General features: G+C 31.8%; 20 protein-coding genes. 6 read left to right on the top strand and 14 right to left on the bottom strand.

The window, feature by feature from the left end:
* Positions 1-2: 2 nt before the first annotated feature.
* The 3 genes from coaE (at position 3) to RCH19_RS10985 (ending at position 2,962) form a co-directional block, all read left to right on the top strand.
* Complete coding sequence (gene coaE, locus RCH19_RS10975; RefSeq protein WP_343023254.1) at positions 3-590, top strand: dephospho-CoA kinase; 588 nt, start codon at positions 3-5, stop codon at positions 588-590.
* A gap of 68 nt (positions 591-658) precedes the next feature.
* Positions 659-2,242 carry a HAMP domain-containing sensor histidine kinase gene (locus RCH19_RS10980; RefSeq protein ID WP_121925357.1) on the top strand — a complete coding sequence of 528 codons (1,584 nt, stop codon included), beginning with the start codon at positions 659-661 and terminating at the stop codon, positions 2,240-2,242.
* 3 nt (positions 2,243-2,245) lie between these two features.
* Positions 2,246-2,962 (top strand): response regulator transcription factor, encoded by a 717-nt coding sequence (locus RCH19_RS10985; protein WP_343023255.1) that lies wholly within the window; start codon positions 2,246-2,248, stop codon positions 2,960-2,962.
* 146 nt (positions 2,963-3,108) lie between these two features.
* Here RCH19_RS10985 and RCH19_RS10990 read toward each other — a convergent pair whose 3' ends face one another.
* The 8 genes from RCH19_RS10990 to RCH19_RS11025 form a co-directional block, all read right to left on the bottom strand.
* A complete protein-coding gene (locus RCH19_RS10990; protein WP_343023256.1) occupies positions 3,109-3,849 on the bottom strand; it encodes an acyl-ACP thioesterase domain-containing protein in 741 nt (246 codons plus the stop codon).
* Positions 3,850-3,893: 44 nt separating this feature from the next.
* Entirely contained in the window at positions 3,894-4,811 is a 918-nt protein-coding gene (gene miaA / locus RCH19_RS10995) for a tRNA (adenosine(37)-N6)-dimethylallyltransferase MiaA (protein ID WP_343023257.1), read from the bottom strand.
* Between the two features lie 157 nt (positions 4,812-4,968).
* A complete protein-coding gene (locus RCH19_RS11000; protein ID WP_343023258.1) occupies positions 4,969-5,799 on the bottom strand; it encodes an ion transporter in 831 nt (276 codons plus the stop codon).
* Between the two features lie 25 nt (positions 5,800-5,824).
* Complete coding sequence (locus RCH19_RS11005) at positions 5,825-7,186, bottom strand: exonuclease domain-containing protein (RefSeq protein ID WP_343023259.1); 1,362 nt, start codon at positions 7,184-7,186, stop codon at positions 5,825-5,827.
* A gap of 120 nt (positions 7,187-7,306) precedes the next feature.
* Entirely contained in the window at positions 7,307-7,969 is a 663-nt protein-coding gene (locus tag RCH19_RS11010) for a YggS family pyridoxal phosphate-dependent enzyme (RefSeq protein WP_343023260.1), read from the bottom strand.
* Between the two features lie 34 nt (positions 7,970-8,003).
* A complete protein-coding gene (locus RCH19_RS11015; RefSeq protein WP_343023261.1) occupies positions 8,004-9,218 on the bottom strand; it encodes a DUF1015 domain-containing protein in 1,215 nt (404 codons plus the stop codon).
* Positions 9,219-9,297: 79 nt separating this feature from the next.
* A complete protein-coding gene (locus RCH19_RS11020; RefSeq protein WP_343023262.1) occupies positions 9,298-10,185 on the bottom strand; it encodes a 3-hydroxybutyryl-CoA dehydrogenase in 888 nt (295 codons plus the stop codon).
* Between the two features lie 40 nt (positions 10,186-10,225).
* Positions 10,226-11,191 (bottom strand): Gfo/Idh/MocA family oxidoreductase, encoded by a 966-nt coding sequence (locus RCH19_RS11025; protein ID WP_343023263.1) that lies wholly within the window; start codon positions 11,189-11,191, stop codon positions 10,226-10,228.
* Positions 11,192-11,345: 154 nt separating this feature from the next.
* On the opposite strand from RCH19_RS11025, the gene RCH19_RS11030 reads away from it, so the two are divergent.
* Positions 11,346-11,987 carry a protein-L-isoaspartate(D-aspartate) O-methyltransferase gene (locus RCH19_RS11030; protein WP_343023264.1) on the top strand — a complete coding sequence of 214 codons (642 nt, stop codon included), beginning with the start codon at positions 11,346-11,348 and terminating at the stop codon, positions 11,985-11,987.
* A gap of 48 nt (positions 11,988-12,035) precedes the next feature.
* Here RCH19_RS11030 and RCH19_RS11035 read toward each other — a convergent pair whose 3' ends face one another.
* The 3 genes from RCH19_RS11035 to RCH19_RS11045 all read right to left on the bottom strand — a co-directional run bounded on the left by RCH19_RS11035 (position 12,036) and on the right by RCH19_RS11045 (position 14,192).
* Positions 12,036-13,085: a Fic family protein gene (locus tag RCH19_RS11035; RefSeq protein ID WP_343023265.1), complete on the bottom strand. Its 1,050-nt coding sequence runs from the start codon at positions 13,083-13,085 to the stop codon at positions 12,036-12,038.
* 82 nt (positions 13,086-13,167) lie between these two features.
* Positions 13,168-13,620, bottom strand: a complete 453-nt coding sequence (smpB, locus tag RCH19_RS11040; protein ID WP_073017636.1) for an SsrA-binding protein SmpB — start codon at positions 13,618-13,620, stop codon at positions 13,168-13,170.
* 92 nt (positions 13,621-13,712) lie between these two features.
* On the bottom strand, positions 13,713-14,192 hold the full coding sequence (locus RCH19_RS11045; protein WP_343023266.1) for a phosphoglycerate mutase family protein: 480 nt from the start codon (positions 14,190-14,192) through the stop codon (positions 13,713-13,715).
* A gap of 49 nt (positions 14,193-14,241) precedes the next feature.
* Here RCH19_RS11045 and RCH19_RS11050 point away from each other — a divergent pair, with 49 nt between their 5' ends.
* Positions 14,242-14,469 (top strand): VF530 family protein, encoded by a 228-nt coding sequence (locus RCH19_RS11050; protein ID WP_121925343.1) that lies wholly within the window; start codon positions 14,242-14,244, stop codon positions 14,467-14,469.
* On the opposite strand, the gene RCH19_RS11055 is transcribed toward RCH19_RS11050, so the two are convergent.
* The 3 genes from RCH19_RS11055 to RCH19_RS11065 form a co-directional block, all read right to left on the bottom strand.
* Positions 14,466-15,017, bottom strand: coding sequence for a DUF3575 domain-containing protein (locus RCH19_RS11055; RefSeq protein WP_343023267.1), 552 nt, complete (start codon positions 15,015-15,017; stop codon positions 14,466-14,468). The genes RCH19_RS11050 and RCH19_RS11055 overlap by 4 nt on opposite strands.
* A gap of 70 nt (positions 15,018-15,087) precedes the next feature.
* Positions 15,088-15,639 carry a GNAT family N-acetyltransferase gene (locus tag RCH19_RS11060; protein ID WP_343023268.1) on the bottom strand — a complete coding sequence of 184 codons (552 nt, stop codon included), beginning with the start codon at positions 15,637-15,639 and terminating at the stop codon, positions 15,088-15,090.
* Positions 15,640-15,646: 7 nt separating this feature from the next.
* Positions 15,647-16,501 (bottom strand): aldose 1-epimerase family protein, encoded by an 855-nt coding sequence (locus RCH19_RS11065; RefSeq protein ID WP_343023269.1) that lies wholly within the window; start codon positions 16,499-16,501, stop codon positions 15,647-15,649.
* Between the two features lie 179 nt (positions 16,502-16,680).
* On the opposite strand from RCH19_RS11065, the gene RCH19_RS11070 reads away from it, so the two are divergent.
* A complete protein-coding gene (locus tag RCH19_RS11070; protein WP_343023270.1) occupies positions 16,681-18,948 on the top strand; it encodes a M1 family metallopeptidase in 2,268 nt (755 codons plus the stop codon).
* Positions 18,949-19,030 lie beyond the last annotated feature (82 nt).

Genomic DNA, 19,030 nt, shown 5'->3' on the forward strand with positions numbered 1-19,030 from the left:
TTATGACTAAAATTATTGGATTGACAGGTGGAATAGGAAGCGGTAAAACAACGATTGCTAATTACTTTCATTCTTTTGGTATTCCGCTTTATATCGCTGATGATGAAGCTCGGAAATTAATGCAGTCTGTAGAGATAGTAAATTCCATAAAAGACGCTTTTGGAGAATCAATTTTTGAAAACGATATTCTCGTTAGAGAGAAATTGGCTAAAATCGTATTTGATAATCCTGAAAAATTACAAATATTGAACGCAATTGTTCACCCTGCGGTAAAAAGTCATTTCAAGAATTGGTTACTGCAGCATCAATCAAATTCATTTGTAATATATGAGGCAGCAATTTTGTTTGAAAGCGGGAGTTATAAAAATTGTGACTTTGTGATAGCGGTTACAGCGCCAGTGGACATTAGGATTGAGCGCGTGATGAAGCGCGATAAAATCACTCGCGAACTTATATTAAAAAGGATGGAAGCGCAATGGACTGATGAGCAGCGAATTTCCAAAAGCGATTTTGTTATAGAAAATATCTCACTTGAGAAGGCTAAACAAAAAGCAGAAGAAATTCTTAAAATTTTAGAGAAAAGACAATAAGAGTGTTTGGTGTTAATGTTTGGTTAATGTATTATTTAATATATTGTTAAAATACTAATTTTGTTTCGATGAATAAACTTTTTTTTAGATTACTTGTTTTGTTGATGAGTTTATCCCTAATTGGGATCATTCTTGTTCAGGTGTATTGGTTTAATACTTCTTTCAAGAATAACGATGAGCAATTTAAGTTTCATGTAAAGCAAGTCATTGGCAATGTCGCTGATAAGATTCAGAAACAGGAAGCCTATAATTTTTATGATAAAATAAATCGTATTAAGGATAGTACGGGAAAAATGCCTCAAAAGGACGAAATAACAAAGTTTACATATATTCAAAAAAATCTTAAAACGAATAAAACAATAGTTTATTCAAACAGTATAACAGCTGAAGATTTTAAAATTTCGCCCACGTTCTTTGATAAAAAATTTGATAGCGAAAAGTTTAGAAGTTTTAGTTCTAAGCGTGTAACAGAAGTATATAATGATAATTCTGTTGATAAATCGAGTGTGTCAAAAAGTTTGATCCCAGATGTTAGAGTTGAAAAGATGGGTAATTTAGATGTCCTTGACAACGCATCATTCGAAATTTACTATAAAGATTTTGCTTCAGTGTTACCTATACAAGATCGTGTTACTAAGGAAGTATTAAGCAAACTTATTAGAAAGGAATTAGAAGAATCTGGTGTGAATACTAAATTTGAATTTAGTATTTACAGTAATAATCTAGCAACAAAAGTAAAATCTAATGATTTTAAATACGATAAAGATGCTACTTATTCAATTCCAATTTTTTCTGACAATGAAGGAAATAGTAAATATCAATTATTAGTAACATTTCCTTACAAAAAGAAATTTTTACTATCAGAGTTAGTTAGTATCACTATTCTTTCAATAGTTTTTACATTGATTATTTTAATAGCTTATACAAGCGCATTAAATCAATTAATTAGACAGAGACAAATATCTGAGATAAAGAATGACTTTATAAATAATATGACGCACGAGTTTAAAACTCCTATTGCGACTATTAATTTAGCTTTGGATGCCATTAGAAATCCAAAAATAATTGATGACAAGGAAAAGGTTTTGCGATACCTTCAAATGATTAAGGATGAGAATAAGCGTATGCATGCACAAGTAGAAAATGTGTTGCGTATCTCAAAATTAGAGAAAAAAGAATTAGACATAATTAAGGAGTCGCATAATGTTCATGATGTGATAAATGATGCGGTTGAGCATGTTAATTTAATTTTAGAAGATAGAGAGGGAACAATTACAACTCATTTTGATGCTTTAAGAAATACAGTATTGATTAATGACGTGCATTTTACGAATGTGATTGTAAATATTTTAGAGAATGCAATTAAGTATTCTCCGAATATTCCTGAAATCGAAATTTTTACCGAGAATATCAAGGATATGATTATTGTAAAAATTAAAGATAAAGGTTTAGGAATGAGTAAGATAGCTCAAAAAAGAATTTTTGAAAAATTTTATAGAGAACATACAGGAGACATACACAATGTCAAAGGACACGGTTTAGGTTTAGCGTATGTAAAAAGAATTGTTGATGACCACAACGGTCAAGTTTATGTAGAAAGTGAAAAGGGAAAAGGAAGTACCTTCATAATAAAATTACCACTAATAAATTAGTATATGGAAAATGTAAATAAAAAAATACTTCTTGTAGAAGACGATCTTAATTTTGGAGCAGTATTAAAAGACTATTTAATGTTAAATGACTTTGACGTTACTCTAGCTAAGAACGGAATGGAAGGATTTGAAAAATTCAAAAAAGATACTTTTGATCTATGTATTCTGGATGTGATGATGCCGTACAAAGATGGATACACATTAGCGAAGGAAATCAGAGAGAAAAATAATGAAGTGCCTATCATTTTCCTAACTGCTAAATCAATGAAGGAAGACGTTTTAAAAGGATACAAAGCAGGTGCTGATGATTATTTGAACAAACCATTTGATTCAGAGGTATTGTTGATGAAAATTAAAGCAATAATTCAAAGAAAATCTTCTGATACTAAGGCTGAACAAGTTCAGTTTGAGTTCAACATTGGAAAATTTCATTTAAATTCAAAGTTGCGTTTCTTGACCTTCAATAACGAAGAGCCAATAAAGTTATCACCTAAAGAGAATGAGTTGCTTAAAATGCTTATTCTTCATGAAAATGACTTAATGCCAAGAGAATTAGCGTTGACAAAAATATGGAGAGATGACAACTATTTTACTTCAAGAAGTATGGATGTTTATATCGCTAAGTTGAGAAAGTATTTAAAACTTGATGAAGATGTCGAAATCTTAAACATTCACGGAGAAGGTTTTAGATTAGTCGTTAAAAACAAGAAAACAGTATAATAGAGTAGAGAAGGCTTCAAGAAATTGGAGCCTTTTTTTTTGGAGCTATTTCCCGCTTTCCACTATATCTTTTTCTTTTTGCTATCGCAGCAAGAAAAAGGATGTTGTTACCATCGGGGCTAGGTTTTATTAGAAATATAGAAATTCTACTTCCAGTTCAATTGTAAAGCAAAGCTAATTTTTTCTTCTTTTGTAATGCTAAATACGGTTTCATTGTCTTCAATACTCTCGTGAATTACAACAGTATCTTTTAATGATAACTCTCTCAAAAAGTTCATCTCAAAACTTTTCATTTTCTGATTTAAAATTAAGTTATCGTCAGCTAAATCCAGACACCATTCTAAATATTTTACGTTATTCACGTGATTCACAATATCTAAATCAGACAAGAATACTGTTTTTTCAAACACTATTTCCTTTTCGTTATTTAAACTTATTTTAGAAAAACCTTCATTTGTAGCTTTTCGTTCCGGATATAATTCAAAGTGCTCGAAAGGAATTGCCAAGGCTTCTGGACGACGTCTTTTTGTATTAAAAACTGCCCAAAACGTTTCTGAGCCAATAATCTTTTCACCATTTAAATGCATTTCGAGAGCACGAACAGATCGTGAATTTTCAAGAGAATTTATCCAAGTTGTCACAGTTACAATATCTCCTGATTTAGGAAGCTTGGTGATTTCAACACGCATCCGACTTAAAACCCAAGCCTGATCAAATTCCTGCATATCCATAAAGCTAATTCCACCTATTTCCGAATGAGCTGCAGCGGTTAGTTGTAAAAGATTGCATAAATCAGTATATTTTAGATAGCCGTTTGGCGCACATTGCGTAAAGTTAATATTCCAATCTTTGCTTAATACTGAAGTGAAATTAGGTGCTATAGGCATATATAGTTTTTATTTGAGAATTTGAATTTTCTAACTTCTTTTATCTATTTAAAGGATTTTATATAAGTTATCAATTCGTCCACTTTAGTTTCGTAATCAAACCATTTTGTATCACTATTCCTTTCAAACCAGGTCAATTGTCGTTTAGAAAAACGTCTTGTGTTTTTTTTAATTTCCTCAATCGCAAAATCAAGTGAAATTTCATTATTAAAATAGCTAAAAAGCTCTCTGTAACCCACTGTTTGAAGTGCATTTAAATCTTTATTGGGATATAATTTTTTAGCTTCAATAAGTAATCCTTCGTTCATCATAATATCGACACGCCTATTTATTCGGTCGTAAATTATCTTCCTGTCTGCTTCTAATCCAATTAAAATAGGAGTGAAGTTGCGAATCTTTTGCTTCTGATTTAAATAAGAAGAATAGGGATTCCCAGCTCCGATGCAAACTTCTACAAATCGCATCATTCTTTGAGGGTTTTGTAAGGTTTGCGGATTTTCCTGTAAAAGCGTATTGTAATATTGTGGATCTAAATCGAGTAATTGACTTTGCAAGTAACCAATACCTAATTTTTCGTAGCTAGAATTCACTGCTGATCTAACTTCAATATCTATATCTGGAAATTCATCAAAACCTTTAAGAACTGCATCTACATATAAACCGGATCCGCCAACTAATATAGCGTAGTCATTTGTTCGAAACAATTCATCTAATTTAGTAATAGCCTCCTTTTCAAAATCACCAACGGTGTAATTCTCGAATATCGATTTATTTTGAATGAAGTGATGTTTCGCGGCTGCCAATTCCAAATCGTTTGGAACCGCTGTACCTAAAGTCATTTCTTTAAAAAACTGTCGGCTATCGCAGGAAACAATTTCGCAATTGAAATGTTTGGCCAAAATGATACTCCAAGAAGTTTTTCCTATTGCTGTTGGTCCTACTATTGTAATTAGATATTTCATATGTTTTAGCCCAGATAGAAGTGGAAACCCCGGAATTTTATAGTTTAATTTTCTTAGTTTAAAAGAGCGATCAGAGGAAGCTTTTTTAAATATTAGAAAATTTACTGCAAAGATGAGGAGTTGAAGTATATAGCTGGATTAGCTTCAAGTTATTAAATTATAGTGCTTCACCGCAATTATTGCAGTATTTCGCATTAAATTCATGTCCGTCCACTCCACAATTTGGGCATGGATTAACTCTCTCCGGTATTGATTTTTTAAAATTAAAACTAGCAAATTCAGCCGAAACTATCCCTGTTGGCACTGCAATGATTCCATATCCCATTATCATCACTATCGACGCAATTGATTGTCCTAAAGGAGTTGCAGGGGAAATATCTCCGTAACCAACGGTTGTTAAAGTTACTATTGTCCAGTAAATACTAACGGGTATACTAGTAAACGCTCCTTGACTTCCTTCTACAACATACATTAGCGAGCCAATAATAACGCTACTAACTAACATGAAGTACATAAAAATAAGAATTTTCCCTTTACTAGCCACTAACGCTTGATGTAAGTGGCTAGATTGATTTGAAAATTTAGGATGTTTTAAAATTTTGAATAATCTTAAAAGACGCACTGCTCGTAAAACGGATAGTACACTTGCACCTGCAAAAAACAGGGAGAAATACATCGGTAATGTCGCTAACAAGTCAATTATTCCATAAAAACTAAAGATATAGCGTATTGGTTTTTTAATTGAAATAATACGAAGAATGTATTCAATAGTAAAAAAAATAGTTATAATCCACTCTAAAACAAGTAGCTCTACATGGTACTTCTGATCAAAACCTTTTACTGTTTCCAGCATCACAATTATTACACTTACCACAATAACACCTAAAAGTACTAGATCAAATAAACGACCGTAAGCTGTATTAGTTCCGTATATTATGATATTTACTTTTTGTCTGAAGGTGTCAAATCTTGACTTCATTCTTTCCATAAATTTTTTATTAATTAATATACGCTTAAAATTTTAAGGTTTTTAATGTTTTACTTTTTCTAATGTGCCCTTGAATAATATTCTTTGTGTCTCGATTGTTTTGCATCGGAATAATAATATTTCTTAATATTTCGATGTTATTGATTTGGTAGTTTAAATCATAGAAAGCGTACCCTTTATAGATTCCGTTTTCAATTAAAACCGCCGATCTTTCGCTAATGCCTCTACCTTTATCAATCAAAATCATATTTTGATTTTCAAAAGTATTTTTTTCTATAAACTCTTGTACTCGTGCATTGTATACTTCGGGCGATACAGCACCAATACAAGCACCATCGCACTCTTTTATACTATACTGAAAGCAACTTGTTTTCGTTTCATATAATCCCGTTAATTTCTGACACAAATTATAATGGGAAGTAATTCTGAACAATGCATTCTTAGCTTCTTGCAATGAGGCAAAAGAAGTAATCTCTCTTTTTCTACCGTCAGCTTTTTGTATTCGAAGATTTATATATCCCTTTTCATCTTTTTCCGCGTATAGCGCAGATTGAAATACGCTTTTGCGCTGCGCTCTATTTAAAATTGGTTTATTTACTTTTATCTCTTCGCTTTCCTTCAATAATGCTATCAATTCGCTTCCAGTCTCATCATAAGTTACGGTGTAAACCTGCGCTTGAATTTTTTTACATTTTGCTGATGTGCCTGTAAAATGTTGATTGATGCGCTTTTTTATATTTCGACTTTTCCCAATATATATTAAATTACCTTTCTCATTGTGAATGTAATACACTCCCGTAGTTGAAGGTAAGCTCGAGATTAAATCTCGTAATTTTGGAGCAATTCCTTTCTCTACTTCTAACTTGATAAAGTCCTTTACAATTTCTTTTTCTAAGTCTTTTTCAAGTAAAATCTTAAACAGTTTGATAGTTGCAAGCGCATCACCACTTGCTCTATGCCGATCTGCCATTGGAATTCCAAGAGCGCGAACTAGTTTTCCTAAACTATGAGAAGGTTGTTCTGGTAATAATTTTTTTGATAATTCTACGGTGCAAAGTGTTCGAGCTTGAAAGTCGTATCCTAATCGTCTAAATTCTGTTCTTAGGATTCGATAATCAAATGATGCATTGTGTGCTACAATAACACAATTTGTGGTAATTTCTATAATTCGCTTAGCTACTTCAAAAAACTTAGGAGCTGAACTCAACATGGCATTATTAATACCAGTTAGCTTAACCACAAAAGGTTGAATCGGAATTTCAGGATTCACTAAACTAATGAATTGGTCCACAACTTCATGCCCATCAAATTTATAAATGGCGATTTCAGTGATTCCCTCTTCGTTAAATTGTCCTCCAGTGGTTTCTATGTCGAGTATTGCGTACAAATTTCAGTATTCAGTGTTCAGTTTTACTTTATGAGTTTCTAGTAATTGATGATTACTAATTCTTCTAAAAAATCAAATTTCTAAAATCTCACATCAGTAATTTAATTATCAAGTCATCAATCAATTTCTCCCGCCAAAGATACTACTTCCTATTCGAACCATTGTACTTCCGCAGTCAATTGCAATCTGATAATCTCCTGACATACCCATAGAGAGCGTTTTGGGTTGAAGGTTATCTTCTTTTGAATCTTGTAGTTTATCAAAAATTGATTTTAAATGGGTAAACTCTTTTTTTATTTGTTCTTTATTATCAGTAAATGTTGCCATTCCCATTATGCCACTTACTTTAATATTTTTCATTTCGTGAAATGTTGTTGAACATAGCAGTTCTTTTAGTTCTTCTTCATTTAATCCAAACTTAGTCTCTTCTTCAGCGATATGAATTTGTAACAAACAATCAATTGTCCGATCGTTCTTTTTAGCTTGCTTGTCAATTTCCTGCAATAACTTTAGGCTATCCACTCCATGAATTAAATTTACAAAAGGCGCCATAAATTTAACTTTATTAGATTGTACATGGCCTATCATTTGCCATTGAATATCTTTTGGCATCTCTTCCCATTTTTCAGCCATTTCTTGTATTTTATTTTCTCCAAAAATACGCTGACCAGCATCATAGGCTTGCATCAAGTCGGAAACAGGTTTAGTCTTAGAAACAGCAACAAGTGTAACGTGCTCCGGTAAAGTAGATTTTATTGAAAGTAAATTTTCAGCTATTGACATTTTTTAATCTTTTAATTATATTATTAATTTCATTTTAGAACTCATAGATAACTAATCCGCTTCTAAATTTGGGCTCTATAAATGTGCTTTTAGGAGGCATAATTTGATTGGCATCTGCTAATGCTTTTATTTCTCCAATGTTTGAAGGATATAATAAAAAACCAACTTCAAACTCGCCTTGATCAATTTTATTCTTGACTTCTAAAATAGATTGCTTTCCTGAAAGGTATTCAATTCTTTCATCATTTCGTAAATCTTCTATTCCTAAAAGCGGTAAAAGCACTTTTTTATACAAAATTTGTGTATCTAATGTCTCTAGTGCAGTTTCCAATAAATCAGCATCCTTCTTTAATTCTAAACTATAAAATTCATTATCGAGATACATTCCAAATTGATGTTTTTTTAAAGGTTGGAAAGGTTGTTGAAATTTATTTTCAATTTTAAAATCCTTCGCGAGTTCCATAATAAAATCACTTTTAGAAAATCCATTAAGATCTTTTATTAAACGATTGAATTCGTATATCTTAACATTGTTTTCCGAAATTAGATAACTCAAAATATGATCTTGAGAAGTGTTTTCAGAATTCTCTTCAGAGAGTAGTTTTAAAGCTTCAGTTCTGTGATGACCGTCTGCTATATAAAGACTTTCTGTTTTTTCAAATATATTTTGTAGCCAATTAATTTCTAATGTATCTTCAATTTTCCACAAATAATGAATTTCTTTTTTAGTAGTAGAAAATTCAAAATCAGCAAGTTTGTGGCAACAGTTGAAAATCCAGTTTTCGATCGTTTTGTTATCGGGATACGTCATTAACACGGGTTCTGTATTAAACTCTGAAAACTTCATATAATCTTTAAGTAGTTGAACTCGGAACTCAAGAATATCTTCGTGCTTTTTGATTATATTATTGCAATAATCTTTAACGCTAGTCCCCACTATAATTCCAGTAAAAGAGTGCGTTTTAGTTACAATTTTATGAATATATATCGCAGGTTTTTTATCCTTTATTAGAATAATTTCATTTTTAAAATCTTGATATTTTTGATGTACTTGCTTGTATCTTTTTTCGAAAGAAACAGTTTCCTGATTGGTGTAAGCAGGTTTTAAAATATGTAAAAAAGACAATGGATTAAAGTCTAATTGCGCGGCTAATTCTGCATTTACATATTCTTCATACGAGCGACAGGTTACTAAGCACACTTTATCGCGAGTAGGTCGAACTGCTTGAAAAGGAAATATTTTAGCCATAATTTTTGGAAAGTAAAAAATAAATGTCGGAAGCCTTTGTAAATTAACACATAGGCTTTCGACATTTAAAATTGAAAAATTATATAAATTGTTTCGAGATTTTTTCTGCTTTTTTACTCTCTGAGTAATCGTAGAAGCCTTCTCCAGATTTAACACCTAGTTTTCCTGCGCGAACCATATTTACTAATAATGGGCAAGGCGCGTATTTTGGGTTTTTAAATCCATCATACATTACGTTCAAGATTGCTAGACATACATCAAGTCCAATAAAATCAGCAAGTTGTAAGGGGCCCATTGGGTGACCCATTCCAAGTTTCATTACTGTATCGATTTCATAAACGCCTGCAACTTTGTTATACAAGGTTTCAATTGCTTCATTTATCATAGGCATCAAAATTCTATTAGCAACAAATCCAGGATAGTCGTTTACTTCAACAGGAGTTTTGCCTAATTTTTCGGATAGCTCCATTATCGTTTTAGTCACTTCATTTGAAGTGTTGTATCCGCGAATAATCTCTACTAATTTCATTATTGGCACTGGATTCATAAAGTGCATACCAATAACGCGCTCAGGATGCGAAACAACAGATCCTATTTGAGTAATTGAAATTGAAGAAGTATTGGTAGCTAAAATCGTGTCGTGTGAACATGCTTCGTTTAACTGCTTAAAAATATTTAATTTTAATTCTACATTTTCAGTTGCCGCCTCCACAACCAGATCAGCTCCTACAACACCATCTTTTATATCAGTGTAAGTGATAATATTTGTGATCGTTTTAGCCTTATCTTCTTGAGTAATTGTTCCTTTTGAAAGCATTCTGTCAAGATTAGCTGCGATTGTTGCCATTCCTTTATCTAATGATTTTTCAGAGACGTCAATTAGTTTAACCGTGAAACCACTTTGCGCAAATGTATGAGCAATTCCGTTACCCATTGTTCCTGCACCAATAACTGCAATTGTTTTCATTCTTATTTTTTTTAAAATATTTGAATAGTGTTCTTTAATATTATTTGTTGAAACAGTCGATTATTCTATATGCTACCCTCAAGGCTTCAGTAGCTTGCTCTAATGTAACAACAGGAGTGGTATCATTAGTAATAGCGTCTGCAAAAGATTCTAATTCATCCAAGATTGCATTATTTTGCTCAACATCAGGATTAGAGAAATAAATTTGCTTTTTCACACCTTCGGCATTTTGCAAAATCATATCAAAATCACCAGGAATTTCTGGCGCATCTTTCATTTTTACAACTTCGCATTTCTTTTCCAGAAAATCTACAGAGATGTAAGCATCTTTTTGAAAAAATCGGGACTTGCGCATGTTTTTCATCGAAATTCTACTCGCTGTTAAGTTCGCTACACATCCGTTTTCAAACTCTATGCGAGCGTTAGCAATATCAGGCGTATCGCTAATAACAGAAACACCGCTAGCGCTAATATTTTTAACTTTAGATTTTACAACGCTTAAAATTGCATCTATATCATGAATCATCAAATCTAAAACGACAGGAACATCAGTTCCACGTGGATTAAATTCAGCTAAACGATGCGCTTCTATAAACATTGGATTATCAATCATATTTTTAGTGGCGATAAAAGCTGGGTTAAATCGCTCCACATGACCAACTTGACCTTTTACATTATACTCAATTGCCAAAGCGATTATTTCGTCAGCTTCTTCGACAGTATTTGAAATTGGTTTCTCTATAAATACATGTTTGCCAGATTTAATTGCAACCTTAGCGCATTTGTAATGAGAAAGAGTAGGGGTAACAATATCAATTACATCAACGGCATGAATTAGAGTAGCTATAGTGCTGAAATGTTTATAGCCAAATTCTTTAGCAACTTTTTCAGCGTTCTCTTGGTTAGGGTCGTAAAAACCCACTAATTCATATTTTTCGGATTGTTGTAATAAGCGCAAATGTATTTTTCCTAGGTGGCCCGCACCCAATACTCCAATTTTTAGCATAATGATGTTCTTTCTACAAAAATAGGAATAAAAATTAAAATTCAATTTTTTAAAATAACGAATTCTATTGAAATCATAATAAATTCATCTGTAATTTGCTACTTGCTTATTGCTTTAATTACCTCTATTTTTACCAAAAAAATAATATCAAATTTTGAAAGATACAGCCAAACATCAAGGACTTCGGAATCAATTAGTAAGTCTTTTAGAACAAAAAGGTATTACTGACAAAAGTGTTTTGGAGGCTATAAAAAAAATACCAAGGCATTTGTTTTTGAACTCTAGTTTTGAAGATTATGCGTATCAAGACAAAGCATTTCCAATAGGAGCTGGACAAACTATTTCGCAACCTTACACTGTAGCTTTTCAATCCCAATTATTAGAAGTTAAAAAAGAGCACAAAATATTAGAAATAGGAACAGGTTCTGGATATCAAACTGCTGTTTTGTGCAGTATGGGTGCCAAAGTGTTTAGTATTGAAAGACAAAATGAGTTGTTTAAGAAAACTTCTAATTTATTTCCAAAGCTTAACATTCGACCAAAGCATATTTCTTTTGGTGATGGTTACAAAGGTTTACCAGGATACGCGCCATTTGACAGTATTATTGTAACTGCAGGAGCTCCGTTTATTCCGCAACCGTTAATGGCACAATTAAAAGTGGGAGGAAGGCTCGTAATTCCTTTAGGAGAAGAGGTGCAGATTATGACTTTGTTAATTAGAGTCAGCGAAACTCAATTTGAGAAACATGAATTTGGAGAATTCCGATTCGTTCCTTTATTAGAACATAAAAATTAAGTACCATCCTAAACCCTTCCCAAAAGAAGGGCTTTATAAAATTGTTAATTATTGACCAATAATACTAATGTAGCGCTCTAAACTTTCTTTTTCCATTTGAGCGATAAAAAGAATGAAATCGTCTTTGTTGTTTTTAGTTTGAGCAGTTTCAAGTGATTGATAGTACTGCATTCTACTTTCATAATCACCTTTGATATTGGCAATTATATAGCCATGTTGCAATAAAATCAAATTCATTACTAAGCGTGAAGTCCTTCCGTTTCCATCAATAAATGGATGAATAGTTACTAAACGCTCGTGCATTTCAGCAGCTAAAACAATAGGATGAATTTTATTTTTGTTAGTTTCATACCATATAAAAAAAACCTCCATTTCCTTAGCAATCATATACGGTTGTGGCGGCATGTAAGTGCTTCCTTTGATCATTACTTGTACTTTTCTGTAGCTGCCAGCGTCTTGAGGATGAATACCTCTCAAAATTAGATTGTGTATGGATAAAACTTCGCGCTCATGTAGCGGTGTGTTTTTTCGCACTACATCTTTTATAAAAGCAATTGCTTCTTGATGATTAATTGCTTCCAAATGCTCGCGCATGCTTTTACCAGAAATAGTCAAACCTTCATTGATGACTAAATCAGTTTCGCGAAGTGTCATTGTATTTCCCTCTATTCGATTGCTTTCAAAAGTATACTCTAGGTCTAATGCTTGAGCAATCCGATAACTATCATATTGACGGAAAGTATCTAGTTTTGCTTTTAGACCGTCAATTTCATGTAATAATTTCTGTAAGGCTAAAGATAATTTTTTAGTCGTTGACTTACTTTGGTGTCTAATTTCTTGTTCAGCAATTATTAGCGCTTTTAAAGCAAATTCATCTTGACCAATTTCATAAAGAATTTTTTCTTTTAGCCAAGCGACCATTATTGTTTCTAAATCTATTTCTAGTAATGAAGCTAGTTTTATCACTTGATCTCGTGTAGGTTTTCGAGAGCCACTTTCAAATTTACTTATTAAAGCTTGATCAATCCCTAAAAGTTGAGCCACTTCTCTGGTTTTGAGACCTTTTTTTTCTCTAGCATTTTTAAGAAGCATTTTCATTTTAGGACTTGATTAAATTGTCTTGACAAATTTAGTCATTTTTTATAGTTAAAATAAATACTTTACTCTTTTTAAATGTAATTTAAAATGCTTTTTTGATTCTATCGAGGTCTCTTTTGGTATCTTGTTCTTTTAAAGATTCACGCTTGTCGTAGGTTTTCTTTCCTTTACAAAGACCAATTTGAAGTTTTGCCAATCCTTTTTCATTGGTAAACAATTTTAGAGGAACGATTGTCAATCCTTTGGCTTGCACACTTTTCAATAAACCTTTCAGTTCTTTTTTATTTAAAAGCAGTTTACGTTCGCTTCTAGCTTTATGGTTGAATTGGTTACCAAAAGTATATTCTTCAATGTAGGTGTTAATAGCAAAAAGTTCGTTATTGCTAAATTCGCAAAAACTCTCCGTTATATTAGCTTTCCCTAATCGTATAGATTTGATTTCAGTTCCAGCTAACACAATTCCAGCAGTAAATGTTTCGATTATTTCGTAGTCGAATTTTGCCCTTTTATTGAATATATTTATTGTTTTTAACATAGTGTGGCAAAGGTAGGATAAAAAAGAAAATATTAATAATATTGAATGCTAATTAGGTCTTAAAAGAATTTAGCTATAAGTATAATTACTGCTTACTTTAGTTTTAATAATTGAGAGCTAACATTGTCGTCCAATAGAGTGACAATATATAAGTTACCAAAAACATCATCTTCAATGTCAGAATATTTTTTTTGACCAATAATTTGATTTACAAAACTAGGTATTGTGTTGCTGTGACCCACGATCAGGACTTTTTTTCCTAAATTATCTTTTTTAAAAGTTTCAGTAGCTTTCGGATTATACTTGGTGATGCTAATATTTTTGCTTAACGCTGTAGGTGAAACCGTTTGTATTGTTCTTTTATAATCAGTGGAATAAATTACATCAAACTGTATGTCAGCAAATAAATCATTCCACATTATGGCTCTTTCATATCCACTTTTAGATAAATCTGGATTTTTAGAATTATCAATTTTTTCTCCATGACGGATAAAATAATAAGTACTTGTATTGTTCTGACTAAAGATAGTTTGCAAAACAAAAAGAGCTATAATTAATAAATACTTTTTCATTTAAACTTATTTTAAAATTTGTTAGTTGTCGATTTTATATATTTGCAAAATGGAAAATTTAAAATCAAAAGATCCACTTCACGGAATCACTTTATCAAAAATTGTTGAGCAATTAGTGGCGCATTATGGATTTGATACTTTAAGCGAATTGATAAAAATCAAATGCTTTACTGATAATCCTAGTGTGAAATCTTCTCTGACATTTCTTCGCAAAACAGATTGGGCTAGAAAGCAAGTAGAAGAGCTGTATATTAAGTCTTTACCTAAATTATCTTAGTTTAATTTATAGGAAACCATAATTCCTCCTCGATAAGGAAACCATTCACCACTTTTATTAAAATTGACGGCCTTGTCGTATCGATTTCCTGTACTTATTTCGTATCCCTTATAAAAACCTTGGTGCCAACCACCGCCTAAGAAACAATCCAACATAAATTTATCATTAAGCTTTACTTGATATCCAATAGTTGACCCAATAAAATAACCAACTCCCTTCTCATAATAATCAGTGTTTATATAATTCCATTTTTGGAAATTGTAGATACTAGCGCCAATATGCGCTCCTAAATAAAAACCATTGTATTTTCCTGTAAAATGGTAGCGATATTCAGGAGTAAAAGTTAGAAACTGTCTTGGAATCCCATTTACTGATTTCCATAAAGATGTGATAACATCAACATTTATGGTGGATTTTTCGCCAATGCTAGTCTCAAAACCAACATTAGGCATTGTTAATAAAGTAGTGAAGACATTCGCTTTTATATAAGTTTGTGCATTCGATAAAAAAGATAAAATAAGGAAAAATGCAATGTATATTTTTTTCATAGTTGTACTTTAGGTAGCTTTTTATGTATAAATTCCGCTATCACAAATGTAGAGAATAATGTTAGTTTTTCTATTTTTTGTTTAGGATAGAGTAAATAACACTATCAATAAAACGACCATCATAAAACTCATTCTCTTTTAAATGTACTTCTTTTATAAATCCATTTTTTTCTAAAACTTTTGCTGAAGCCAAATTATCAGGTTCAATAATCGCTTCGATAGAATGTAATTTCATGACTTCAAATCCATATTTAACTGCTTCTCTTACAGCTTCAGTTACAATACCTCTTCCATTATATTCTGGAAGAATCATGTATCCAATCTCGGCGCGGTAGTGTTCGTTTTTTATTCGATAGTGACCAATTACACCTATTAGTCTTGGATCTCCTTTGATAGTTATGGCCCAATTGATACCTTCATTGCTTTCAATTTTTTCATCAATCATTGCAATGTGGGCAAGCGCGTCTTCATCATTTTTAAGTAATGGTCGCGGAATATATTTCATAGTTTCAGCATTAGAGCGCAACGCTAAAACTTCTTTAATATCATTACTATTAACACGTCTTAAAATTAAACGTTCTGTTTCGAGATTGTGGAAAGGGTTAAAATTTACAGTCAACATGCTTTATTTATTTTAGGATTTCAATAGTGAATTGTGAATGAAAAACTGCATCGTTTTTTAAAACCACAATACCTTCTTTCTCATAAAGATTTCCATTACATTCCTTAGTATCTGAATAACCAAACCAAGGTTCGATACATAGAAAAGGAGCATCTAATTTGGTCCATAATCCTAAACTTGGAAAATCTTTAAAATGAACTTTTAAAAAAGGCACTTCATTTTGTAAAATCGTTAATGATTTAGACTGCATCGTTTTAAAAACTAATGCGTCATTTTTAAATAAGTCATAATTTAAGCTTAGTTCTTTGTTTTCCAATTCTAAATTTTCTGTTTCATCTGAAATCAGATTGTCTTGTAAAAGAAAATATTTTAATAACTCCTGTTTTTCGAATTTAACAGAATAGCTTTCAAATGCAGATGGTAAAGCAAATGCAGGATGTGCTCCAATTGAAAAAGGTAAATCTACCTTACTATTATTAATAATTTTGTATTCAACACTTAAAGAATTGTTATTTAAAGTATAGCTTATTAGTAGTTCAAATTCAAAAGGATATAATTTAAAAGTTTCTTCAGAAGATTGTAACGAAAAAACAACTTGATCTTCTTTTTGCTCTTTAATATCAAACATCATTTCTCTCGCAAATCCATGTCGAAACATATGATAAATCTTATTGTCAAGAGTATAGGAGTCATTAGCTAAGGTACCAACAATCGGAAATAGAATAGGAGAGTGTTTTCCCCAAAATTTAGGATCGCCCTCCCATATATACTCTCTTTCTGATTTGTCTTTCAAGGAACATAATTCAGCACCAAGGCTTTTTATAGTTGCTGTTAACTGCGAGTTTTTAATAGTTATATCCAAAATTATAATTTGTAAAAATAGTAATACGTTTAAGATGTAAATATATTTTAAATTTTAATCACTAGATACTATATGACAATTGAATTTTTCATAAAAATTTCCTAATTCTAATTCAAACATTTAATTATAATCTGAGATTAAGAATATTTTTCATTAATTTGGTAATTAAATTTATAAAAATGAAAAACATTCGCTTAAGAGTCATTTTGCATCTGACTTTATTATTGGGAATTACCTCTACATGGGCACAGCAAAGCCCGAAAAGCACTTCAACAAATCCTGTTTCTAATTACAATTATCATGATGCATTTGCACCGTTTTTTTATTCGAACAACGGCACAAGTACTCGTTCAGCAAGTGGACAGCCAGGAGCAGAGTATTGGCAAAACAGAGCCGACTACAAATTGACGGCCAAATTAAATGAGGCTACTAATGAGATCGTTGGATCAGGTGTAATTACGTATACAAACAATAGTCCTGATAAAATGAACTTTGTTTGGATGCACTTAGATCAAAATTTATTTAAAGCAGACTCTCGTGGAAATGAAATTGTTCCGTTAACTGGAAGTCGCAATGGAGCAAGAGGTCAAATTTTTGACGGTGGTCATAAAATAAAATCTGTCAAAGTAGTTAGCACAGTTAAAGGAAAGACTACAGAAACTGAAGCTAAATACTTAATTACTGATACAAGAATGCAAGTTTTTCTTCCGCAAGAACTTAATTCTAAAGGTGGAAAAGTTAAGATAAAAATTGATTTTTCTTATATCTCTCCATTAGAAGGTTCTGATAGAACGGGAGTTTTAGAAACAAAAAATGGAAAAATATTTACAATCGCACAATGGTATCCTAGAATGTGTGTTTATGACGATATAAAAGGATGGAATACAAATCCTTATTTAGGAGCTTCCGAATTTTATTTAGAATACGGTGATTTTGATGTAAGTATTACTGCTCCTGCAAATCATATTGTTGTGAGTTCAGGTGAATTATTAAATCCTACAGCTGTATACACTGCAGAAGAGCAAAAACGTTTATCGCAAGCAAAACAAAGTGATAAAACTGTTTTTATTCGTACTGCAGATGAAGTTGAGAAAACATCAAAAAATGTTTCTGCAACAACAAAAACTTGGAACTTTAAGATGAAAAATTCTCGTGATGTATCATGGGCATCTTCAGCAGCATTTATATTAGATGGTGCTAAAATTAATTTACCAAGTGGTAAGAAATCGCTAGCATTGTCAGCTTATCCAGTAGAAAGCGCAGGCAATGATGCATGGGGACGTTCAACTGAATATACAAAAGGTTCTATAGAAAACTACTCTAAAAGATGGATGGAATATCCTTATCCAGTAGCTACAAATGTGGCCGGAAATGAAGGTGGAATGGAGTATCCTGGTATTGTTTTCTGTAGTTGGGAATCAAAAGGAGCTGATTTATGGGGAGTTACTGATCACGAATTTGGTCATATCTGGTTTCCTATGATTGTTGGTTCAAATGAAAGAGTATTTGGGTGGATGGACGAAGGTTTCAATACGTTCTTAAATTCTGTTAGTTCTGCTGATTTTAATAATGGTGAGTACAAAGAACCAAATGCAGATATGCATCAAAGAGCAGAATATTACACAAGTCCTAATCTGGAAACGATAATGAGTTCTCCTGATAATATGAAGGAAGCTAACATTGGTGTTCTTGCATATGCAAAACCAAGTTCAGGACTTATTATTTTGCGCGAACACATATTAGGCGAGGAACGTTTTGATAGAGCGTTAAGAACGTATATTGATCGTTGGGCTTACAAACACCCTATGCCAGATGATTTCTTTAGAACTATTGAGAACGTTGCGGGTGAAGATTTAAGTTGGTTTTGGAGAGGTTGGTTTCAATACAACTGGCGTTTAGATCAAGGAATAAATAGTATGAAGTACGTTAAGAATGATCCAAAACAAGGTATCGTTATTACAATAGAAAACTTCGAAAAAATGGCTATGCCTGTAGCTATAGATGTGAAAACTAAAACTGGAAAAATTACTCGTTTAAATTTACCAGTAGAAGTATGGCAGAAAAATAAAACGTGGTCTTTCAAACATGATTCGACAGAAGAAATTGAAAGTATCACTATTGATCCTGACCACATTTTACCAGATAGCAATACTGCAAATAACATTTGGACAGCTGATAAAGGTTTGCTTGAAAAAGATATTATTTTAGATGGTTATTTAGGAGTTTATTCTACTAAAATGGCACCTTTAAAAATAACTTTTACTGAGAAAAATGGTGCTTTGACTGCGTCAATAACTAATTACCCTAGCTTTTCAGTTGAGCCTATTGGTAAAAATACTTTTGAATCAAAACAAGCAGGTCTTAAATTTGAATTCAACGACAATCTAAATGGATTTAATATGCTTACATCAGATGGTAAAAAGATAGAATTTTCGAGAGATAAATAATATTTAAAACCTCAAATAAAAAAGACTTGTAGATATTATATCTACAAGTCTTTTTTTTATCTCAGAATTTGTAATTCCTCTG

The sequence above is a fragment of the Flavobacterium sp. PL12 genome (genome assembly GCF_039123485.1).
Taxonomy (GTDB): Bacteria; Bacteroidota; Bacteroidia; order Flavobacteriales; family Flavobacteriaceae; genus Flavobacterium; species Flavobacterium weaverense.